Here is a 15,239-nt window from a genome sequence, read left to right as displayed (position 1 = left end):
GCGGCGGTGACCGCCCGGCCCGTGCGGCGGGGCCGGCGATCCTCACCCGGTATACGGGTTCCGGCCCCGGGCGGTTCAAGCGGCCTCCGCCGGCGGCCAGACGTACAGCTTTTCCGGGACGATCCGGACGATCAGCCGCTGCGCGTCCGGTTCCGGCGGTGGCGTCTTCCCGCCCATGTACCGGTCGTACATTTCGTGCAGCAGCACCTTTTCCGGGTCGGCGGTGATCTCGACGGTGCCCCGGATCTCGACCCATCGGCCGGGGTTGCTCGAGACCAGCAGGCTGACCCGCGGGTCGCGTTCCATGTTCCGGGTCTTCAGGCGCCCCTTGATGGTGCTGAAGACGACGGTGCCGCCGTCGCGCTTGACGAAGATCACCGACGACTGCGGCCGTCCGTCGGCGTTCGAGGTGGCGAGCACCGCCGTGTGCGGACCGTCGAGCACTTCGCGGGCGGCTTCGGTCAGGGGCACGCTCATCGGGACGTCCTTTCGAGGTTTTCGGCCAGCCACTGCCGGAAGGTCAGCAGGCCGGGGTGCAGCGCGCGGACTTCGGCGGGATCACGGGCGCCCGCGTACGCGGTTTCGAAGTCCTGGGTGAACCGGAACATGTTGGCCAGTCCGGCGGGAAACGCGGTCACGGGGACGTCCTGGAACCGCACGGGTTCGCCGAGGAATTCGGCGAACCCGGCCGCGAGTTCGGCGCCGGTGAGGTTTTCGCCGGTGATGCTCACCGTTTTCCCCGCCAGTTCGGGCTGCCGGAGGATCGCGTGGGCGCAGCGGCCGATGTCCGCGACGGCGATGCCGGGCAGCCGCGCGGACCCCAGCGGCAGCGCCAGCGTGCGGACGCCGTCGTCGCCGCGGGCCGGGCCGCCGCCGTCGAGGAGGTTCTCCCAGTAGAACGCCGTGCGCAGGAACGTGGTCGACGCGGCGTCGAACTCCGCGTCGGCGGCGCCCTTGGCGTCGTAGTGCGGGACCAGGTAGCCCCCGGGCAGCGGCGGCAGCCGCTCGTCGCCGGGCCGGACGAAGCTCCGGGTGTCTTCGAACGTCGACCACACCACGTGCGCGACGCCGGCCCGGCGGGCCGCCGCGGCCATCGTGGCGGCGTGGGCGGTTTCCCGTTCCGGTGGGTGTTCCTGGGCGGCGGTGACGCAGAAGGCGCCGTACGCGCCGGTGAAAGCCGCCTCGACGGCCGCGAGGTCGTCGAGGTCGGCGACCACCACTTCCGCGCCCAGCCCGGCCAGTTCCTTCGCGCGCGGCGAACCCGCGTCGCGCGTGAGGGCCCGGACGGTGAAGCCGCCGTCCGGGTCCGCGGCGATCGAGCGGACCAGCCCGCCGCCCTGCCGCCCGGTGGCGCCGGCGACGGCGACCACGCGTTTTTCGTTCGGAGAAGTGCTCATACCCGTACCGACCCGGCCCGCGCGGCAAAGGAATCGGCCAGTACCCGAACTCGCCGGTTCCAAACCCGGGCGGCGGCCTTTCACCCGGGAAAGGGGCGGTAATACCCACGACAGGTGAGTGGATGCGGCCATTCGGTTGCGGGCCCGTTGCGCCGGTGTTCTCCTCGGGGTGTCCGAAGATCGGATTCCGAACGGAGGCACCGATGAACCTGTTCGACAAGGCCAAGGAAGCGCTCGGCAAGCACCCGGACCAGGCCGACCAGGGTGTGGACAAGGCCGCCGACGCCGCCAAGCAGCGGTTCGGCGAGCACTCCGACAAGATCGACCAGGGCTCGGAGAAGGTGAAGGACTACCTGCACAACCAGGGCGGCGGGCAGCAGGACGCGCCCCCGCAGTGAGCCCGGCCGTCGCCGCCGTGCCGCTTCCGGCGCGGCGGCGGGCCGGCCCAGCCGTCGGGGGGCTCCGGCAAAGTCGCGCGGCTCCGCCGCCGGTGACCGGCCGGCCAGTCGTCTTGAATGAGTCATTCAGGTCTTGAGTGATCCTAATGACTCATTCAAGACGATCGAGCGGAGCCGGCGCCGAGGGCCGGGACCCGGCCTCCCCGCGGCGCCGGCCACGGTGTCCGGCCCCGGGCGCGCTGACGCCGATCCGGTGCGCGCCAGCCGTCCGGGGGAAAGCACGCTTCGCTCCCCGCCCGGCTGGGTACCACCGGCTCCGTGGTCGCCACCTACCTCGTCCCCGTCCGGACGGCCCTCATCCTCTTCCCGTTCCTCGTGCTGGCCGTCATGCTGCCCGCCGCGTTCGTCAGCTACCGCCGGCGCGGCCGCGCGGGCGGCTGGCCGACGTTCGTCTTCTACGCGTTCCTCTTCTACCTGCTGGCGATCGCGACGCAGACGGTGCTGCCGCTGCCCGCCGACCCGGCGTACTGCGCGGGGCACACCTACGCGAGTTCTCCGCAGTTGCGGCCTTTCTACTTCGTCGAAGTCGTGTCGCAGCGCGCCCGCGGGCACTGGAGTCCCGGCGCGCTGCTGCACAACCCGGCGGTCTGGACCACCGCGCTCAACGTCGTGATGCTCGCGCCGCTGGGGTTCTACGTCCGCTACGCGCAGCGGATGCGGCTCGTGCCCGCCGCGCTGATCGGCTTCGGCGTCTCGCTGTTCTTCGAGCTGACGCAGCTGACCGGCCTGTGGTTCGTCTACCCGTGCCCCTACCGGCTCTTCAGCGTCGACGACCTGATCCTCAACACCGCCGGTGTCGTGGTGGGCTGGCTCGTCGCCGGCCCGCTCGGCCGGCTGCTGCCCTCGCCGGAGCCGGAACACGACCGGCGCCGCTACGCCGCGAAGGTCACCTTCACCCGCCGGCTCTTCGCGCTCGCCACCGACCTGCTCGGGTTCGCCGCGCTGCTCGGCTTCCTGTTCGGCCTGCTCACGCTGTTCGGCGAGGACCTGAACCACCGCGACACGCCGGTCGTCATCCTCGCCCTCGTGTGGTTCGTGGTGCTGCCCGCCGTGACCGGGTCGACGCCCGGGAAGCGGGCGATGCTGCTGCGCGTGGTGCGCCGGGGACGGCGCCGGGCCGGGCCGATCGCACTGCTGGTCCGCAACGGCGTCCTGCTCTCGCCGCTCTGGCTGGCGTGGCTGGTGCTGGACGTCGACCGCTGGGACCTCGGCGACCACCCCGGACTGCTGCTCCTGCCGGTCGCGCTGGCCGCGTCGGTGTTCGTCGTGGGGGTCTGGACGCCGCTGGCCGTGCTCCTCGACGGCGAGCACCGGGCGCCCTACGAACGGCTGACGCGGACGGTGAACGTGGCCATCGTGCCGGCCGCACCGGAGCCCGGAGCGACGCCCGAACCGGCCCGCCGGGAAGAGGTCCTTAAAGGACGGTGACGGGGGCACCGGGCTGCCCGGGCCCGGCGGCGCTGGTAGATTTCGCCGGGAGCAGGTTGAGCCGCCAGCCCGCGTTCCCGATCCCCCATCCTGGAGCCCGCATGACGACCGACGCAACGCGGCCGCGGCAGCGGTACGCCGGTGACGGCTGGTCGGTCGACGCCGGCGAAGGCGGGGACCTGTGGCTCTTCACCCTTCGCGGGGAGTTCGACTTCGCGGTTTCGGCGAAGCTCGCCGAAGCGCTCCCGGACGAGCCGGGCGCCGGCCGCGTCGTGCTGGACATGGCCGAAGTCGAGTACTGCGACTCCAGCTGCCTGCAGGTCCTGCTGCGGCTGGGCAGCAGGTTGCGTGAGGCGGGCGGCCGGCTGGCCGTCGTGACGACCGTCCCCGCCGTGCTCCGGCCGATCGAACTGCTCGGCCTCGGCGACGTCATGCCGGTGCACCCGAGCGTCGCCGCGGTCCGCGCTTCCTGGGGCGAAGAAGCATGACCTCCTCCGATATCCGTGTCGACGAGCCCGGATCCGGGCATCAGGAAGGGGAGGGCTTCTCCCCGGAGCCCGGCACGGACAGGGAGGCGGACGTGAACCTGAGAACGATCCGGCACGAGCTCGGCATCACCGCCGAGCTCACCGAGCTGGCGAGAGTCCGGCACTGGGTCCGCACCGTCCTGCGGGAGTTCCCGGCGAACGTGGTCGGCACCGCGGTCATGGTGGTCGACGAGCTGACGTCCAACGCGCTGCGCCACGGCCGCGCGCCCCACCACGTGCGCCTGCTGCCCGGCGCCGCGAAGCTGCGGATCGAGGTCGACGACGGCGGGAGCGAGCCCGCGCGCCGCCGGACACCCTCCGACCAGGGCGGCCGCGGGCTGCTGCTGGTGGAGCGCTGCGCGGCGGCCTGGGGCCAGCTGCGCCGGCCCAGCGGCAAGACCCTGTGGGCCGAACTGACCACCGACGACCCCGCGAGTGCGCGTGGCTGACCCGGTCCGCCGCACGCCGACCGTCCCGGACGCCGGCGACCGGGGCTGGACGGCCGCGCCCGTGGCGGCCGTGTGCGCCGACACCGCCGGGGTCGTCCTCGCCCTCAACGAAGCCGCCCGCACGCTCTTCCCGGGTGCCGAGCCCGGCTGCCGGCTCGCCGAGACCGTACCGGGCTGGCTGGCGGCCGCGCACCACCGCCGCGGCGACGAGGTCGTCCACGGTGCCGTCGGCCCGCAGTCCTTCGCGGCGCACCCGATCCCGCACGGCGAATCCGTCACGTGGTGGCTGGTCGACGAGACCGACGCCCGGGTGGCCCAGGACGCCCTGGCCCGCGAACAAGAGCGGACCGCGTTCCTCAGCGACGCTTCCGCCGCGCTGCTGGGCTCACTCAACCTGGAACGCTGCATGGAGGTCGCCGCCCGGCTCGCCGCGCAGCACCTCGCCGACGCCGCCCTGGTCCTGGCGCCCACCACGAGCGGGAGCTACCCGGCCGTCACCTGCGTGCGCGACGGGGAACCGACGCGGTCCCGGCTGCACATCGACCCCGACGAGCTGCCCGGCCTCGGCGAGGCGCTGCAGGGCTTTCCCCCGGTACCCTCGCGCTGGCTCGACCCGGACGCCGCACCCGGCTGGGTGCTGCCCGCGGACTTCGGCCCGGTCGGGTCGATCGTCGTCACGCCGCTGCCCGGCCACGGCGTCCCCGCCGGCGCCCTGGTGCTGCTCCGCCGCGGCGACCGGGCGTCGTTCACCGACCAGGAAGAGCTCTTCGCCCGGCTGTTCGCGGCGCGGGCCGGCGCGGCGATGTCGGCGGCGCGCGTGTTCGCGCTGCAGGCGTCGATCACCGACACGCTGATGCGCGAGCTGCTCCCGCCGACGCTCGAGCAGCTCGGCGGCGTCGAGTTCGCCGGCCGCTACCGCCCGGCCCGCGACGGCGAGCGCATCGGCGGCGACTTCTACGACGTGCACTCGGCGATCACCACCGAAGGCGACGAGTCGCTGGCCGTGCTCGGCGACGTCTGCGGCAAGGGCCTCGACGCCGCCGTGCTGACCGGCAAGATCCGCACCACGCTGCGCGCCCTGCTGCCGGTGGCCGACGACCACGAGCGGCTGCTGAACCTGCTGAACCGCACGCTCGCCGACGGCCGGAACGCCCGGTTCGTCACGCTCGTGCTGGCCTCGGCCCGCCGCGAGGGCGCCACCGTCCGGCTGCGCGTCACGAGCGCGGGCCACCCGCCGCCCCTGATCGTCCGGGCCGACGGCCGGGTCGAGGAGGCCGACACCCACGGGAGCCTGATCGGCGTGCTGCCCGAGATCGAGTCGTCCGGCACGGACGTCACGCTCGACCCCGGCGAGACGTGCCTGCTCTACACCGACGGGATCGTCGAGGCGCGCGGCGGCCCGCTCGGGGACGCGATGTTCGGCGAGGACCGGCTCCGCCAGTCCCTCACCGAGTGCGCGAACATGCCCGCCGACGCCGTCGTCGAGCGGATCCAGATGCTCGCGTCGCAGTGGATCGGCCGCGGCGCCCACGACGACATGGCCGTCCTGGCGATCACCGCGCCGCGCGGCCGGCACCTGGCCGCGGTCGGCGGCCACGGTCGCGGGAGGTACACGGCATGAGCACCCCCACCCGCACGCCCGGGGTGGCCGAGCACGCCGAACGGCTCTGGGACGCCGTCACGACGGGCGACGAGTACGCCGCCGGCGACGTCGTGGTCCAGGCGCTCGGTGCCGGCGCGGACCCGGAGAGCCTGCTGCTCGACGTGATCGGCGCGGTCCAGCGCAAGGTCGGGCAGGAGTGGGCGGCCAACCGCCTCACCGTGGCGCAGGAGCACGCCGCGACCGCGATCAACGACCGCGTCATCGCGACCTTCGGGTACGTGCTGAAGCGGCCGGAACCGCACCTCGGCCGGATCACCGTCGCCTGCGTCGACGGCGAGTGGCACGCGATGCCCGCCCGGCTGCTCGCCGAAGTGCTGCGGCTGCGCGGCTTCCGGGTCGACTACCTCGGCGCGCAGGTGCCCGCCCCGCACCTGGTCGCCCACCTGCACCGCACCGGGCCGGACGCGGTCGCGCTGTCCGGGTCGATCGCGACCCGGCTGCCGACCGCGCACGCCACGATCACCGCGTGCCAGGCGGCCGCGACGCCGGTCATCGCCGGCGGCGCCGCGTTCGGCCCCGACGGCCGGTACGCCCGCCTGCTCGGCGCCGAGGCGTGGGCGCCGGACGCGCGTTCCGCGGCCGATCGGCTGGCCGAGCCGCTCCCCCGCCCGCCGGCCGGGCACCAGCCACTCGACGACCTGCCGCACCTGGCCGACCAGGAGTACACGCTGGTCACGCGCAGCGCGGGCCGGCTGGTGAAGGCGGTGCTGGCCGGGCTGGAGGAGCGCATCCCGGCGATGCGGACCTACACCGACATACAGCGCCAGCACACCGCCGAGGACCTCGCGCACATCGTCGAGTTCCTGGCGACCGCGCTCTACGTCGGCGACGCGGCGCTCTTCACCGGGTTCCTGAGCTGGACCGCCGGCATCCTCACCGCGCGCGGCGTCCCGGCCGCCTCGCTGGTTCCGGCCCTCGAGCTGCTCGAGGCGGAGCTGCGCGACTTCCCGCGGGCCACCGGCCTGCTCGGCGCGGCACGCACGCACGTGGCGGGCCCGGCCGCCGGATCGGGGCTCTCGGCATGACGTTGACCTGCACGTGGGCCCCGGACGGCGAAACGGCCCGCGTCACGATCACCGGCGCCCTGGAGTTCGGCACGGCGGCGACGCTGCTGCAGCTGGTCACCGACCGGCTGGCCGACGACGACGGGGTCCGGGACGTGCGGCTCGACTGCGCCGGGCTCGCCTTCTGCGACTCCTCCGGGCTGTCGACCCTGCTGCTGGTCCACCGCGCGGTCACCGGCGCGGGCGCCCGGCTGCACCTGGACAACCGGCCGCGCTCGCTCGACCGGTTGCTGGCCGTCACCGGGACGACGGCGTACCTCACCGGCGAAGCCGTCGGCTCACGCGCTCGCCGCGACTCGTAGGCGGTCCAGTTCCCACGGGTCGTGGGCGCTGAAGACCGTCACCTCGTCGCCGTGCCCTCGGACCAGTTCACGCAGCCTCGCCTGCGTGCCCAGGCGCAGGTCGTGGTGGATTTCCGAGCGGGTCTGGACGACGTCGAGCACCGGGTGCGGCATCGGGGCCGCCTCGAGCTCCCGGTGGAAGTAGTACGCGTCGCCGCAGTGCAGGAGCCAGCGGGTGCCGTCGTGGACCGCGACCCCCGCGTGGCCCGCGGTGTGCCCGCCGAGCGGGACGAGCCGGATGCCGGCGTCGATCCCCCGCAGCGGTATCGACGCGAAGCCGAACCAGTCGTCTCCGGACGGCCGCTCGTAGGTCTCCCACTTCGGCCCGTGCGCCCAGTGCGCGGGCCGGTAGCGGAAGCTGGGCGCCTCGGCCAGCGCCGCGTCCCGCTCGGCCGCCAGCACGTGGACCCGCGCTCCGGGGAAGTCGGGCAGGCCGCCGCAGTGGTCGACGTCGAGGTGCGTGACGACGACGTGCCGCACGTCTTCGGGTGCGAAGCCGAGCCGGGCGATCTGGCGGACGGCGGTTTCGGCTTCGGACAGCAGCGGCTGGGCCATCGCGACCCAGTCGCCACCCAGCGTGGCAGCGGGGTCGCGGACGTCGTCGAGGCCGAGGCCGGTTTCGACGAGCACCAGACCGTCGTGGTCGGTTTCGGCGAGCAGGCAGTGGTTGACCGCGGCCGCGGGCGGCAGGCCGGGGGCTTCGATCTGCCGCACGGATCCGCAGTTGAGGTGGTGGATCTGCATGCCGGTCATCGTCCGACTTGAACTACGCTTCAAGTCAAGGAGGCCACGATGACCCTGCTCGACATCGCCGAAGTCGCCGAGAAGTCCGGGCTGGCGCCCTCGGCGCTGCGGTTCTACGAGAAGCGCGGGCTCGTCGAACCGGCCGGCCGCAACGGCCTGCGCCGCACGTACCACCCGGACGTCCTGCGCCGCCTCGACCTGGTCGCCTGCGCCCGCGGGGCGGGGTTCACGATCGCGGAGATCGCGCGGTTCCTGGTGGCGACGCCGAGCGACGACGCCCTGCGCGAGCGGATGGCGGCCAAGGCGACCGAGCTCGACGACACGATCGACCGCCTGACGAGGATGCGCGACAGCCTGCGGCACGCGGCTTCGTGCGACCATGTGCCCCTCGTCGAGTGCCCCGATTTCAAGCTGGCGCTTTCGTAGCCGGCTTCGACGGCCACCAGACGCGGCGCCCGACGTCGACCGTCAGCGCCGGCACCAGCAGCGACCGCACCAGGAACGTGTCGAGCAGGACGCCGAACGCGACGATGAACGCGATCTGGGCGAGGAACAGGATCGGGATCACCGCGAGCGCGGAGAACGTCGCGGCGAGCACCACCCCCGCCGATGTGATCACGCCGCCGGTCAGCGACAGCCCGCGCAGCGTGCCTTCGCGCGTGCCGCGGGTCAGCGCCTCCTCGCGGACGCGCGTCATCAGGAAGATGTTGTAGTCGATCCCCAGCGCCACCAGGAAGACGAACCCGAACAGCGGCACCACCGGGTCCGCGCCCGGGAAGCCCAGGACGTGGTTGAACACCACGGCGGACACGCCCATCGTCGCGGCGAACGAGAGCACCACCGTCGCGATGAGCAGCAGCGGCGCGAGCAGCGACCGCAGCAGCAGGGCCAGCACCAGGAAGATGACCAGCAGCACGATCGGGATGATCAGGGCGCGATCGTGCTCCGACGTCCGCTGCGTGTCGAGCTGGATCGCCGTCGGACCACCGACCTTCGCGTTCGCGCCGGGGACCGCGTGCACGGCGTCCCGCAGCCGCCCGACCGTCGCGACCGCCGCCTCGGAGTCGGCGGGGTCGGTCAGCACGGACAGGATCTGCACGCGGCCGTTCACCACCTCGGGCAGCGGCACCGACTGCGCCACGCCGTCCATTGTGGACGCTTTGAGCACCGCGGGCACGGCGTCCGCGTCGGCGATCGTGATGGCGGGCGCGCCGAGGCCGCCCGGGAAGTGCCGGCCGAGGATGTCCTGCCCGGTCCCGGATTCGACCTGGGTGAGGAAGACGTCGGACTGCGCGGTGCCGGACGCCTTGAGCTGCGGCAGGAACGCGACGCCGACGCCGAGGACGAGCGCCGTCACCACCCAGACCACGCGCGGGCGGCGGCCGACCAGGCGGGCCACGCGGCCCCAGATGCCGGACGTCTCGGGGTGCGGCGAGCCGAGCGCGGGCTTGAACGGCCAGAACGCGCCGCGGCCGCACAGGGCCAGCACGGCGGGCAGGAACGTCGTCGAGGCGAGCAGCGCGGCACCGATGCCGATCGCCGCGACCGGGCCGAGGCCCTTGTTCGAGTTCAGGTCGCTGAACAACAGGCACAGCACCCCGAGGATGACAGTGCCGGCCGAGGCGGCGATCGGTTCGAGCGTGGCGCGCCAGGCGAGTTTCAGCGCGTCGAAGCGGCTCGGCGTGTCACGCAGCTGTTCTCGGAACCGGGCGACCAGCAGGAGCGCGTAGTCGGTCGCCGCGCCGAACACGAGGATCGAGAGGATCCCCTGGCTCTGGCCGTTGAGCGCGAGGACGTCGTTCTTCGCCAGCAGGTAGACGACGAGGCTGGCGAGCCCGAGCGCGAACACCGCCGACAGCAGGACCAGGAACGGCAGCAGCGGGCTCCGGTAGACGGCGACGAGGATCAGCGCGACCACGCCGCCGGCGACGAGCAGCAGGATGCCGTCGATGCCGCCGAAGGCCGTCACCAGGTCCGCGATCTGCCCGGCGGGCCCGGTGACCAGCACGGTGAGCCCGTCGGGAGCGCCGGTGAGCTTCGCGCGGACCTCCTTGACGACGTCGGCGGGGTTGCCGTCGGCGAGGATCGGGACGGCCAGCTGCACGGCCTGGTCGTCGCGGGGCGCCTTCTCGGGCTGCCCGAGCGGGCCGACGACGCCGGGGACGGTGCCCAGCTCCGCGGCCTTGGCGTCGAGGAACCGGCGGTCTTCCGCGGTCAGGCCGGTGGTGCGCTCGGCGACAACGGTCGCGGGCAGCACCTGACGCGGGGTGAAGGCCTTCTGCTCGTCGGAAACCTCGGTGGCCTCGGCCGAACGCGGCAGGAAGGCGGCGTTGTCGTTCTTCGCGACTTCGCCGAGCTTCCCGGCGAACGGGCCGCCGAACCCGCCCAGTCCGAGCCAGGCGATCACCAGGAGGGCGGGGATCAGCCAGCGGAGGCGGCGCGGCTTCTCGTTCATGGTCGCTAAGGTCCTTTCGAGGGCGAACACGCCCAATTGTTCAGCAAGCTGAACATTCTGCACGACGGACTCGGAGTGACGGTGAGCACAACCCCCGAACCCGACCTGAGCACCTGGCCCACGGGCCGGCTGCTCGCCGTGGCGGCACGCCTGGTGGAACACCGCTGGGCGGCGGTGCTCGACGGCATGGGGCTCACCCACGCGGGGCTGATCGCGCTCCACACCTTGCGCGACGGGCCGCTCCCCCAGCGGACGCTGGCCCAGCGCTGCCAGGTCACGGACCAGACGATCAGCCGCACCCTCGACCGGCTGGCCAAGGCGGGGTTCGTCACGCGGACCCCGGATCCCGCGGACGCCCGGCGGCACGTCACCCAGCTGACGGCCCGCGGGCGGGCGGTCCACGAACGGGCGGTGCGAGCCGAGCCCGCGGTGCTCGGCGACCTCGGCGAGGACGCCGCGTTCCGGGCCGGCCTGCTGCAGGTGATCGCCCGGCTGTCCGCGGCGGATCGAGACCAACCGGTAACCTGACCGGTTCCGCCCAGGCCAGGCGGGTGTTCGCGCTTCCGGCGGCCGCCGCCGCCGTCATCCCGGCGATTCAGCTCCGGCCGGGCTGGGTAGCTGTTCTGGCATGTGGATCGCGGTGAGCACCCCAGTGGCCCTCCTGATCGCTACCGTCCTGATGGAGCGGTTCGAGCGACGATGCACACTGGCGCCGTCCGCGAAGCGCGAACGGGCCGAGCTGCCGGCTTCGGGCGCGCTCGACTAGCGCTCCGTCCTTTATAGACACTCGACCGGCGCCCCCTCCGGCACGGCCGCTAAACCCGGCATGTGATCCACGTCTCACTCCCCCTCGCCGAGAACCCCGGCCCGCTCCGCGGCGACTGACGAAGCAGGTCCGGCGAACCCCGGGTCCAGGGAGGAGAACACCATGCACGGCAAGACCACCCGCACGGTGACCGGGCTGGCCGCCGCGGCGGGGCTCGTCACGGCGGTGAGCATCGGGATCGCCGGCGGCGCGTCGGCGGAACCGGGGACCACGGAGGGGACCATGACCAGTCAGCCACCCCACGGCGCGCGCGCCACCGTCGAGGTGACGCCGAACCCGACGACGTACCGCGGCCAGGAAGTGACCATCACCGGCAGCTGCGGCGGCGGCACGGGCCTCAAGTCCGTCCTCGGCGGCTTCCCGGAGCACCCCGCACTGGAGAACATCCGCGTCCTCGACGCGGGCCCGGACCACTTCGTCGCCAAGGCGACCGTGGCCCAGCACATCGGCAACGGCGTCGGACCGGTCTTCGTCGACTGCGGCGGCGAAGCGGGAGTGACCCTTCTCGTCACCCACGTCTAGCGCGAACCGGCCCGCTCACCGGACGGGTCCGGCAAAGTCGTGGCCGCGCGGTCTGCCCGGCGTCGCGGCGATGTCATGAAAGGGTCGTTCATGTCGTCTGACGAGGTGAACGACCCGTTCATGACGTGCGGGCGGGACCCCGGGACGGGTTCCGGCGAGCGGGCCATTGTTCGCGGAATTCAGCAGGTCTTCCACGCGAAGTGGTAAATCGTGTCCACGCTCGCGTGTTCGGAATCCATTTCGATGTAACTCGTTCCACCGGAGCTGCCCGCGTCCGCGCGCAGTTCCGCATTGATGTTCAGGTTGCGGTCCTCACCGCACGGGGCGAAGACGAGCGCCGCCACGTCGGTGGTGTCCGTCGCGCGCCACACGCCGTGGAACGGGCCCGGGTAGGTGTGGCGCACGCGGGCCGTCGGCGCCGTGCCCGTGAAGTAGTAGTTGGCCTGCTCGAGCGCGCTCGCCCCGCTCTCGATGTGCGCGAATCCGCGGTACTCCGCCTCCGCGATCGCGTACGTGAACCCTTGCGGTACATGGACGAGCACGTTGATCTGGCAGTTCTTCCGGGCGTCGAGCGCGGACGCGCCACCGCCGGCCTTGGCGGTGAAGTTCGTGTAGTGCACCGTGAACGACGTGTTGTCGGAGGCGACGTCGGCCGTCGCCGTGGCCGTGCCCGCCGGGCAGCCCGACCCGTTGATGGTCTTGACGTCGAGCGTGATCTTTTCGGTCGGAGCCGACGACGCCGGGGAATCGACGGGTGCGGCGAGGGCGGACAGAACCATTCCGGCTACGACCAACATACCGAGCATGACGCTCCTCCAAATGGGCCACGGTGCCTTTTGATCACGATGATCGCGCGCGGAACGGATCGTAGCGCGATCGCAACCATTTCGACGGCCACTGAACGGAGTAACACGACAACTCGGAGTGCGGGAAATCCATTTCCCGCATTTTATCGTTTGAATAGTCGATTGTGCCGGGCAATCAACGGTCCGGACTGGTCCGGACCACCGGGTGCCGGAGCGAAAACGGCGGGGTCGACCCGCCGAGCAGCGCTTCGGCGTCCAGCGTGACCGCGCCGCTCCCCCGCTCCGCGAACCGCCGGGCCACCAGCGCGCCCGGGTCGTCGACGCGGTCCGCGCGGCCGGACAGGAACGCCCACTCGTGCTCGTCGGAACCGAAGTACAGCACCGTCCCGAACACCTCGCGGAAGCGACGCCACGCCGCGAGCAGCGTCTCGTTGCGCCACAGCGTCGGGCAGCCGGCCTGGCAGGTCACCACCCCGCCGGGCGCCAGGACGCGGGCGCACCGGCCAAGGAAGTCCGTGCCGTACAAGCGGTTGTGCTGCGCGTCCGGGTCGGTGTTCTCGTCCGGCAGGTCGATCACGACGACGTCGTAGGTGTCGCCACGGGCCTCGGCGGCGGCCAGGAACGCCCAGCCGTCCGCAAAGGACACCCGGACCGGCCCGCCGTCGCGGGCGAGGTCCGCGGTCGTGTAGCCGTAGGGCAGGTGCTCGGCGCAGGCCCGCACGGCCTGCTCGTCGATGTCGACGTGGTCGACGAGCGTGGCGCCCGCGGAGACCGCCAGCTGGGAGGCGACGCCTTCGCTCGATCCGATGATCAGCACCCGCCGCACCCGCTCGGCCAGCAGGAGCGCCGGCACCATCAGCGCCTCGTGGTAGACGAGCTGGCTCGCTTCGGTGCTCTGCCGTTCGCCGTCGCAGAACAGCGAAACGCCCTGCGCGGTCGTCCCGATCAGCACTTCCTGGTACGGCGTGCGCTCGTGGAACCGCACGTCGCCGACCTCCCAGACGCGGGTGAGGCCGGCGCCGACCGGTTCGTGGATCGTGGGCATCAGCGTTCTCCCCGGTGCAGGACGGACAGGTGGACCGAAGCGGCGTCCAGCGCCTTCGCCAGCAGCCGCAGCGCGTGCTCGGGGTCGGCGCGCGAGCCGCAGGTGAACACGTCGGCGAACAGCGAGCCGTGCTCGGGGTAGGTGTGCACGGACGCGTGCGACTCGGCCAGCAGCGCGATCACCGTGGCGCCCTGCGGCACGAACCGCTTGGCCACGACGTCGACGACCGTCGCGCCCGCCTCCGTCACCGCCGCCCGCAGCAGTTCGCCGAGGCGCGCGGCGTCGTTGAGCAGGCCCGGGTCGACGCCGTGCAGCTCGGCGAGCACGTGGCGCCCGGTGAACCGGCCGATCTCAGGCATCGCCCCACCTCCCGACGCAGTGGGTGCGCAGCGGCTCGATGCCGTTGAACCCGACCGACGCGTAGCTCGCGGTGTAGGCGCCGGTGCCCGGCACGTCGAGCCGGTCGCCGGTCGTCAACGACAGCGGCAGCTCGTAGGGCGTCCGCTGGTAGAGGACGTCGTCGCCGTCGCAGGTCGGCCCGGCGAGCACCACCGGCCCGCTCGGCCCGCCGGCCGCCGCCACCGGCTCGAACCGGTAGGCGATCGCCTCGTTCTCGGCCTCGGCGAGCCCGTTGTAGCGCCCGATGTCGAGGTAGACCCAGCGCCGTCCGCCGCGCCACGCGACCAGCACGACCTCGGTCCGGAGCAGGCCCGCGTCGGCGACGAGCACCCGGCCCGGCTCCAGCAGCAGCTCCGGCGGGCCGGCCGGGAAATGCGTCTCGAGCGCCGAAGCGATCGTCGCCGCGTACGCGGTCAGGGTGGGCACCGCGGTCCGGTGGGTGGTCGCGAAGCCTCCGCCGAGGTTGAGCCTCGTCATCGCGACGCGCTGCGCCGCGGCCTCGGCGAACAGCTTCGCCGCCGTGGCGATCCCGATCTCCCACGCGCCGGCGTCCGGCTGCTGCGACCCGACGTGGAACGCGATCCCGGGCCGCAGGCCCCGGGCGGCCGCGCGCAGCACGAGGTCGAGGGCCTCGGCCGGCTCGCAGCCGAACTTCCGGCCGAACGGCGTCACCGAGTCCGGCGCGTCGAGCACCACGCGGATCGACACGGCCGAGCCCGGCGCGTACTCGGCCAGGTGGTCGACGTCGGCTGCCGCGTCCGACGTGAACTCGCGGACGCCGAGGTCGAAGGCGTCCGCGATGTCCCGGGGTTTCTTGATCGGGTTGCCGTAGGCGAGGTCCGCCGGGGCCGCGCCGCGCGCCAGGCACAGCGCGAGCTCGGCGGGCCCGGCGACGTCGAAGCCGATCCCGGCCGCCACCAGCGCGTCGAGCACCGGCGGCGCCGGGTTGGCCTTGACCGCGTACCGGATCAGCGCGCCCGGGAACGCCGCGCGGACCTCGCGCGCCCGGGCCGCGACGGCGTCGGTGTCGACGACGAGGCACGGGGTCGGCGGGTCCCGTTCGTCGAGGAACCGGCGGAGGGGGTCGGCGCACACGGCGCCAGTCTTGCAAACGG

Annotated in this window: 19 protein-coding genes; 11 read left to right on the top strand and 8 right to left on the bottom strand. The window is 73.1% G+C overall.

Annotated features, from left to right (window positions below; all coding sequences use genetic code 11):
- Window positions 1-75: 75 nt before the first annotated feature.
- The gene (locus ABFJ78_RS11715; RefSeq protein WP_436385915.1) at window positions 76-477 is read right to left on the bottom strand and encodes a PPOX class F420-dependent oxidoreductase; all 402 of its coding nucleotides are present in this window, start codon (window positions 475-477) and stop codon (window positions 76-78) included.
- Window positions 474-1,397 carry an NmrA family NAD(P)-binding protein gene (locus ABFJ78_RS11710; protein ID WP_436385913.1) on the bottom strand — a complete coding sequence of 308 codons (924 nt, stop codon included), beginning with the start codon at window positions 1,395-1,397 and terminating at the stop codon, window positions 474-476. The genes ABFJ78_RS11715 and ABFJ78_RS11710 overlap by 4 nt, the downstream gene beginning before the upstream one ends.
- A 203-nt stretch (window positions 1,398-1,600) precedes the next feature.
- On the opposite strand from ABFJ78_RS11710, the gene ABFJ78_RS11705 reads away from it, so the two are divergent.
- The 7 genes from ABFJ78_RS11705 (at window position 1,601) to ABFJ78_RS11675 (ending at window position 7,288) form a co-directional block, all read left to right on the top strand.
- Window positions 1,601-1,795, top strand: coding sequence for an antitoxin (locus ABFJ78_RS11705; protein ID WP_372665412.1), 195 nt, complete (start codon window positions 1,601-1,603; stop codon window positions 1,793-1,795).
- 318 nt (window positions 1,796-2,113) lie between these two features.
- Window positions 2,114-3,283 carry a VanZ family protein gene (locus ABFJ78_RS11700; protein ID WP_436385912.1) on the top strand — a complete coding sequence of 390 codons (1,170 nt, stop codon included), beginning with the start codon at window positions 2,114-2,116 and terminating at the stop codon, window positions 3,281-3,283.
- A gap of 101 nt (window positions 3,284-3,384) precedes the next feature.
- Window positions 3,385-3,771: an STAS domain-containing protein gene (locus ABFJ78_RS11695; protein WP_436385911.1), complete on the top strand. Its 387-nt coding sequence runs from the start codon at window positions 3,385-3,387 to the stop codon at window positions 3,769-3,771.
- Between the two features lie 92 nt (window positions 3,772-3,863).
- The gene (locus tag ABFJ78_RS11690) at window positions 3,864-4,259 is read left to right on the top strand and encodes an ATP-binding protein (RefSeq protein WP_436385910.1); all 396 of its coding nucleotides are present in this window, start codon (window positions 3,864-3,866) and stop codon (window positions 4,257-4,259) included.
- On the top strand, window positions 4,252-5,880 hold the full coding sequence (locus tag ABFJ78_RS11685; RefSeq protein WP_436385909.1) for a PP2C family protein-serine/threonine phosphatase: 1,629 nt from the start codon (window positions 4,252-4,254) through the stop codon (window positions 5,878-5,880). The genes ABFJ78_RS11690 and ABFJ78_RS11685 overlap by 8 nt, the downstream gene beginning before the upstream one ends.
- Complete coding sequence (locus tag ABFJ78_RS11680; protein WP_436385908.1) at window positions 5,877-6,947, top strand: cobalamin B12-binding domain-containing protein; 1,071 nt, start codon at window positions 5,877-5,879, stop codon at window positions 6,945-6,947. The genes ABFJ78_RS11685 and ABFJ78_RS11680 overlap by 4 nt, the downstream gene beginning before the upstream one ends.
- Complete coding sequence (locus ABFJ78_RS11675; RefSeq protein WP_436385907.1) at window positions 6,944-7,288, top strand: STAS domain-containing protein; 345 nt, start codon at window positions 6,944-6,946, stop codon at window positions 7,286-7,288. Before ABFJ78_RS11680 ends, ABFJ78_RS11675 begins: the two co-directional genes overlap by 4 nt.
- Here the strand turns inward: ABFJ78_RS11675 and ABFJ78_RS11670 are convergent.
- A complete protein-coding gene (locus ABFJ78_RS11670; protein WP_436386763.1) occupies window positions 7,265-8,071 on the bottom strand; it encodes an MBL fold metallo-hydrolase in 807 nt (268 codons plus the stop codon). The genes ABFJ78_RS11675 and ABFJ78_RS11670 overlap by 24 nt on opposite strands.
- A gap of 48 nt (window positions 8,072-8,119) precedes the next feature.
- On the opposite strand from ABFJ78_RS11670, the gene ABFJ78_RS11665 reads away from it, so the two are divergent.
- Window positions 8,120-8,497, top strand: a complete 378-nt coding sequence (locus ABFJ78_RS11665) for a MerR family transcriptional regulator (protein WP_436385906.1) — start codon at window positions 8,120-8,122, stop codon at window positions 8,495-8,497.
- On the opposite strand, the gene ABFJ78_RS11660 is transcribed toward ABFJ78_RS11665, so the two are convergent.
- Window positions 8,478-10,526 (bottom strand): MMPL family transporter, encoded by a 2,049-nt coding sequence (locus ABFJ78_RS11660; protein ID WP_436385905.1) that lies wholly within the window; start codon window positions 10,524-10,526, stop codon window positions 8,478-8,480. The two genes, ABFJ78_RS11665 and ABFJ78_RS11660, sit on opposite strands and share 20 nt — an antisense overlap.
- Before the next feature lie 75 nt (window positions 10,527-10,601).
- Here ABFJ78_RS11660 and ABFJ78_RS11655 point away from each other — a divergent pair, with 75 nt between their 5' ends.
- From ABFJ78_RS11655 to ABFJ78_RS11645, 3 genes are all read left to right on the top strand, one after another.
- Entirely contained in the window at window positions 10,602-11,054 is a 453-nt protein-coding gene (locus tag ABFJ78_RS11655; protein WP_436385904.1) for a MarR family winged helix-turn-helix transcriptional regulator, read from the top strand.
- Between the two features lie 112 nt (window positions 11,055-11,166).
- Window positions 11,167-11,292, top strand: coding sequence for a hypothetical protein (locus tag ABFJ78_RS11650; protein ID WP_436385903.1), 126 nt, complete (start codon window positions 11,167-11,169; stop codon window positions 11,290-11,292).
- 162 nt (window positions 11,293-11,454) lie between these two features.
- Entirely contained in the window at window positions 11,455-11,874 is a 420-nt protein-coding gene (locus tag ABFJ78_RS11645; RefSeq protein ID WP_436385902.1) for a hypothetical protein, read from the top strand.
- A 179-nt stretch (window positions 11,875-12,053) separates the two neighbouring features.
- On the opposite strand, the gene ABFJ78_RS11640 is transcribed toward ABFJ78_RS11645, so the two are convergent.
- The 4 genes from ABFJ78_RS11640 to ABFJ78_RS11625 all read right to left on the bottom strand — a co-directional run bounded on the left by ABFJ78_RS11640 (window position 12,054) and on the right by ABFJ78_RS11625 (window position 15,219).
- Window positions 12,054-12,680, bottom strand: a complete 627-nt coding sequence (locus tag ABFJ78_RS11640; RefSeq protein ID WP_436385901.1) for a DUF4360 domain-containing protein — start codon at window positions 12,678-12,680, stop codon at window positions 12,054-12,056.
- A gap of 175 nt (window positions 12,681-12,855) precedes the next feature.
- A complete protein-coding gene (locus ABFJ78_RS11635) occupies window positions 12,856-13,725 on the bottom strand; it encodes a spermidine synthase (protein ID WP_436385900.1) in 870 nt (289 codons plus the stop codon).
- Window positions 13,725-14,084: an adenosylmethionine decarboxylase gene (gene speD / locus ABFJ78_RS11630; protein WP_086675122.1), complete on the bottom strand. Its 360-nt coding sequence runs from the start codon at window positions 14,082-14,084 to the stop codon at window positions 13,725-13,727. Before speD ends, ABFJ78_RS11635 begins: the two co-directional genes overlap by 1 nt.
- Window positions 14,077-15,219 carry a type III PLP-dependent enzyme gene (locus ABFJ78_RS11625; RefSeq protein WP_436385899.1) on the bottom strand — a complete coding sequence of 381 codons (1,143 nt, stop codon included), beginning with the start codon at window positions 15,217-15,219 and terminating at the stop codon, window positions 14,077-14,079. The genes speD and ABFJ78_RS11625 overlap by 8 nt, the downstream gene beginning before the upstream one ends.
- Between the last annotated feature and the right edge of the window lie 20 nt (window positions 15,220-15,239).

It is taken from the genome of Amycolatopsis sp. MEPSY49 (genome assembly GCF_051337345.1).
Classification (GTDB): domain Bacteria; phylum Actinomycetota; class Actinomycetes; order Mycobacteriales; family Pseudonocardiaceae; genus Amycolatopsis.
This window is presented reverse-complemented; position numbering and strand designations above follow the sequence as displayed.

Bases quoted from the DNA above. Each gene is read 5' to 3' on its own strand.
- ABFJ78_RS11715 (WP_436385915.1), bottom strand. From the start codon at position 477: ATGAGCGTGCCCCTGACCGAAGCCGCCCGCGAAGTGCTCGACGGTCCG.
- ABFJ78_RS11710 (WP_436385913.1), bottom strand. From the start codon at position 1,397: ATGAGCACTTCTCCGAACGAAAAACGCGTGGTCGCCGTCGCCGGCGCC.
- ABFJ78_RS11705 (WP_372665412.1), top strand. From the start codon at position 1,601: ATGAACCTGTTCGACAAGGCCAAGGAAGCGCTCGGCAAGCACCCGGAC.
- ABFJ78_RS11695 (WP_436385911.1), top strand. From the start codon at position 3,385: ATGACGACCGACGCAACGCGGCCGCGGCAGCGGTACGCCGGTGACGGC.
- ABFJ78_RS11680 (WP_436385908.1), top strand. From the start codon at position 5,877: ATGAGCACCCCCACCCGCACGCCCGGGGTGGCCGAGCACGCCGAACGG.
- ABFJ78_RS11675 (WP_436385907.1), top strand. From the start codon at position 6,944: ATGACGTTGACCTGCACGTGGGCCCCGGACGGCGAAACGGCCCGCGTC.
- ABFJ78_RS11670 (WP_436386763.1), bottom strand. From the start codon at position 8,071: ATGCAGATCCACCACCTCAACTGCGGATCCGTGCGGCAGATCGAAGCC.
- ABFJ78_RS11665 (WP_436385906.1), top strand. From the start codon at position 8,120: ATGACCCTGCTCGACATCGCCGAAGTCGCCGAGAAGTCCGGGCTGGCG.
- ABFJ78_RS11660 (WP_436385905.1), bottom strand. From the start codon at position 10,526: ATGAACGAGAAGCCGCGCCGCCTCCGCTGGCTGATCCCCGCCCTCCTG.
- ABFJ78_RS11645 (WP_436385902.1), top strand. From the start codon at position 11,455: ATGCACGGCAAGACCACCCGCACGGTGACCGGGCTGGCCGCCGCGGCG.
- ABFJ78_RS11640 (WP_436385901.1), bottom strand. From the start codon at position 12,680: ATGCTCGGTATGTTGGTCGTAGCCGGAATGGTTCTGTCCGCCCTCGCC.
- ABFJ78_RS11635 (WP_436385900.1), bottom strand. From the start codon at position 13,725: ATGCCCACGATCCACGAACCGGTCGGCGCCGGCCTCACCCGCGTCTGG.
- speD (WP_086675122.1), bottom strand. From the start codon at position 14,084: ATGCCTGAGATCGGCCGGTTCACCGGGCGCCACGTGCTCGCCGAGCTG.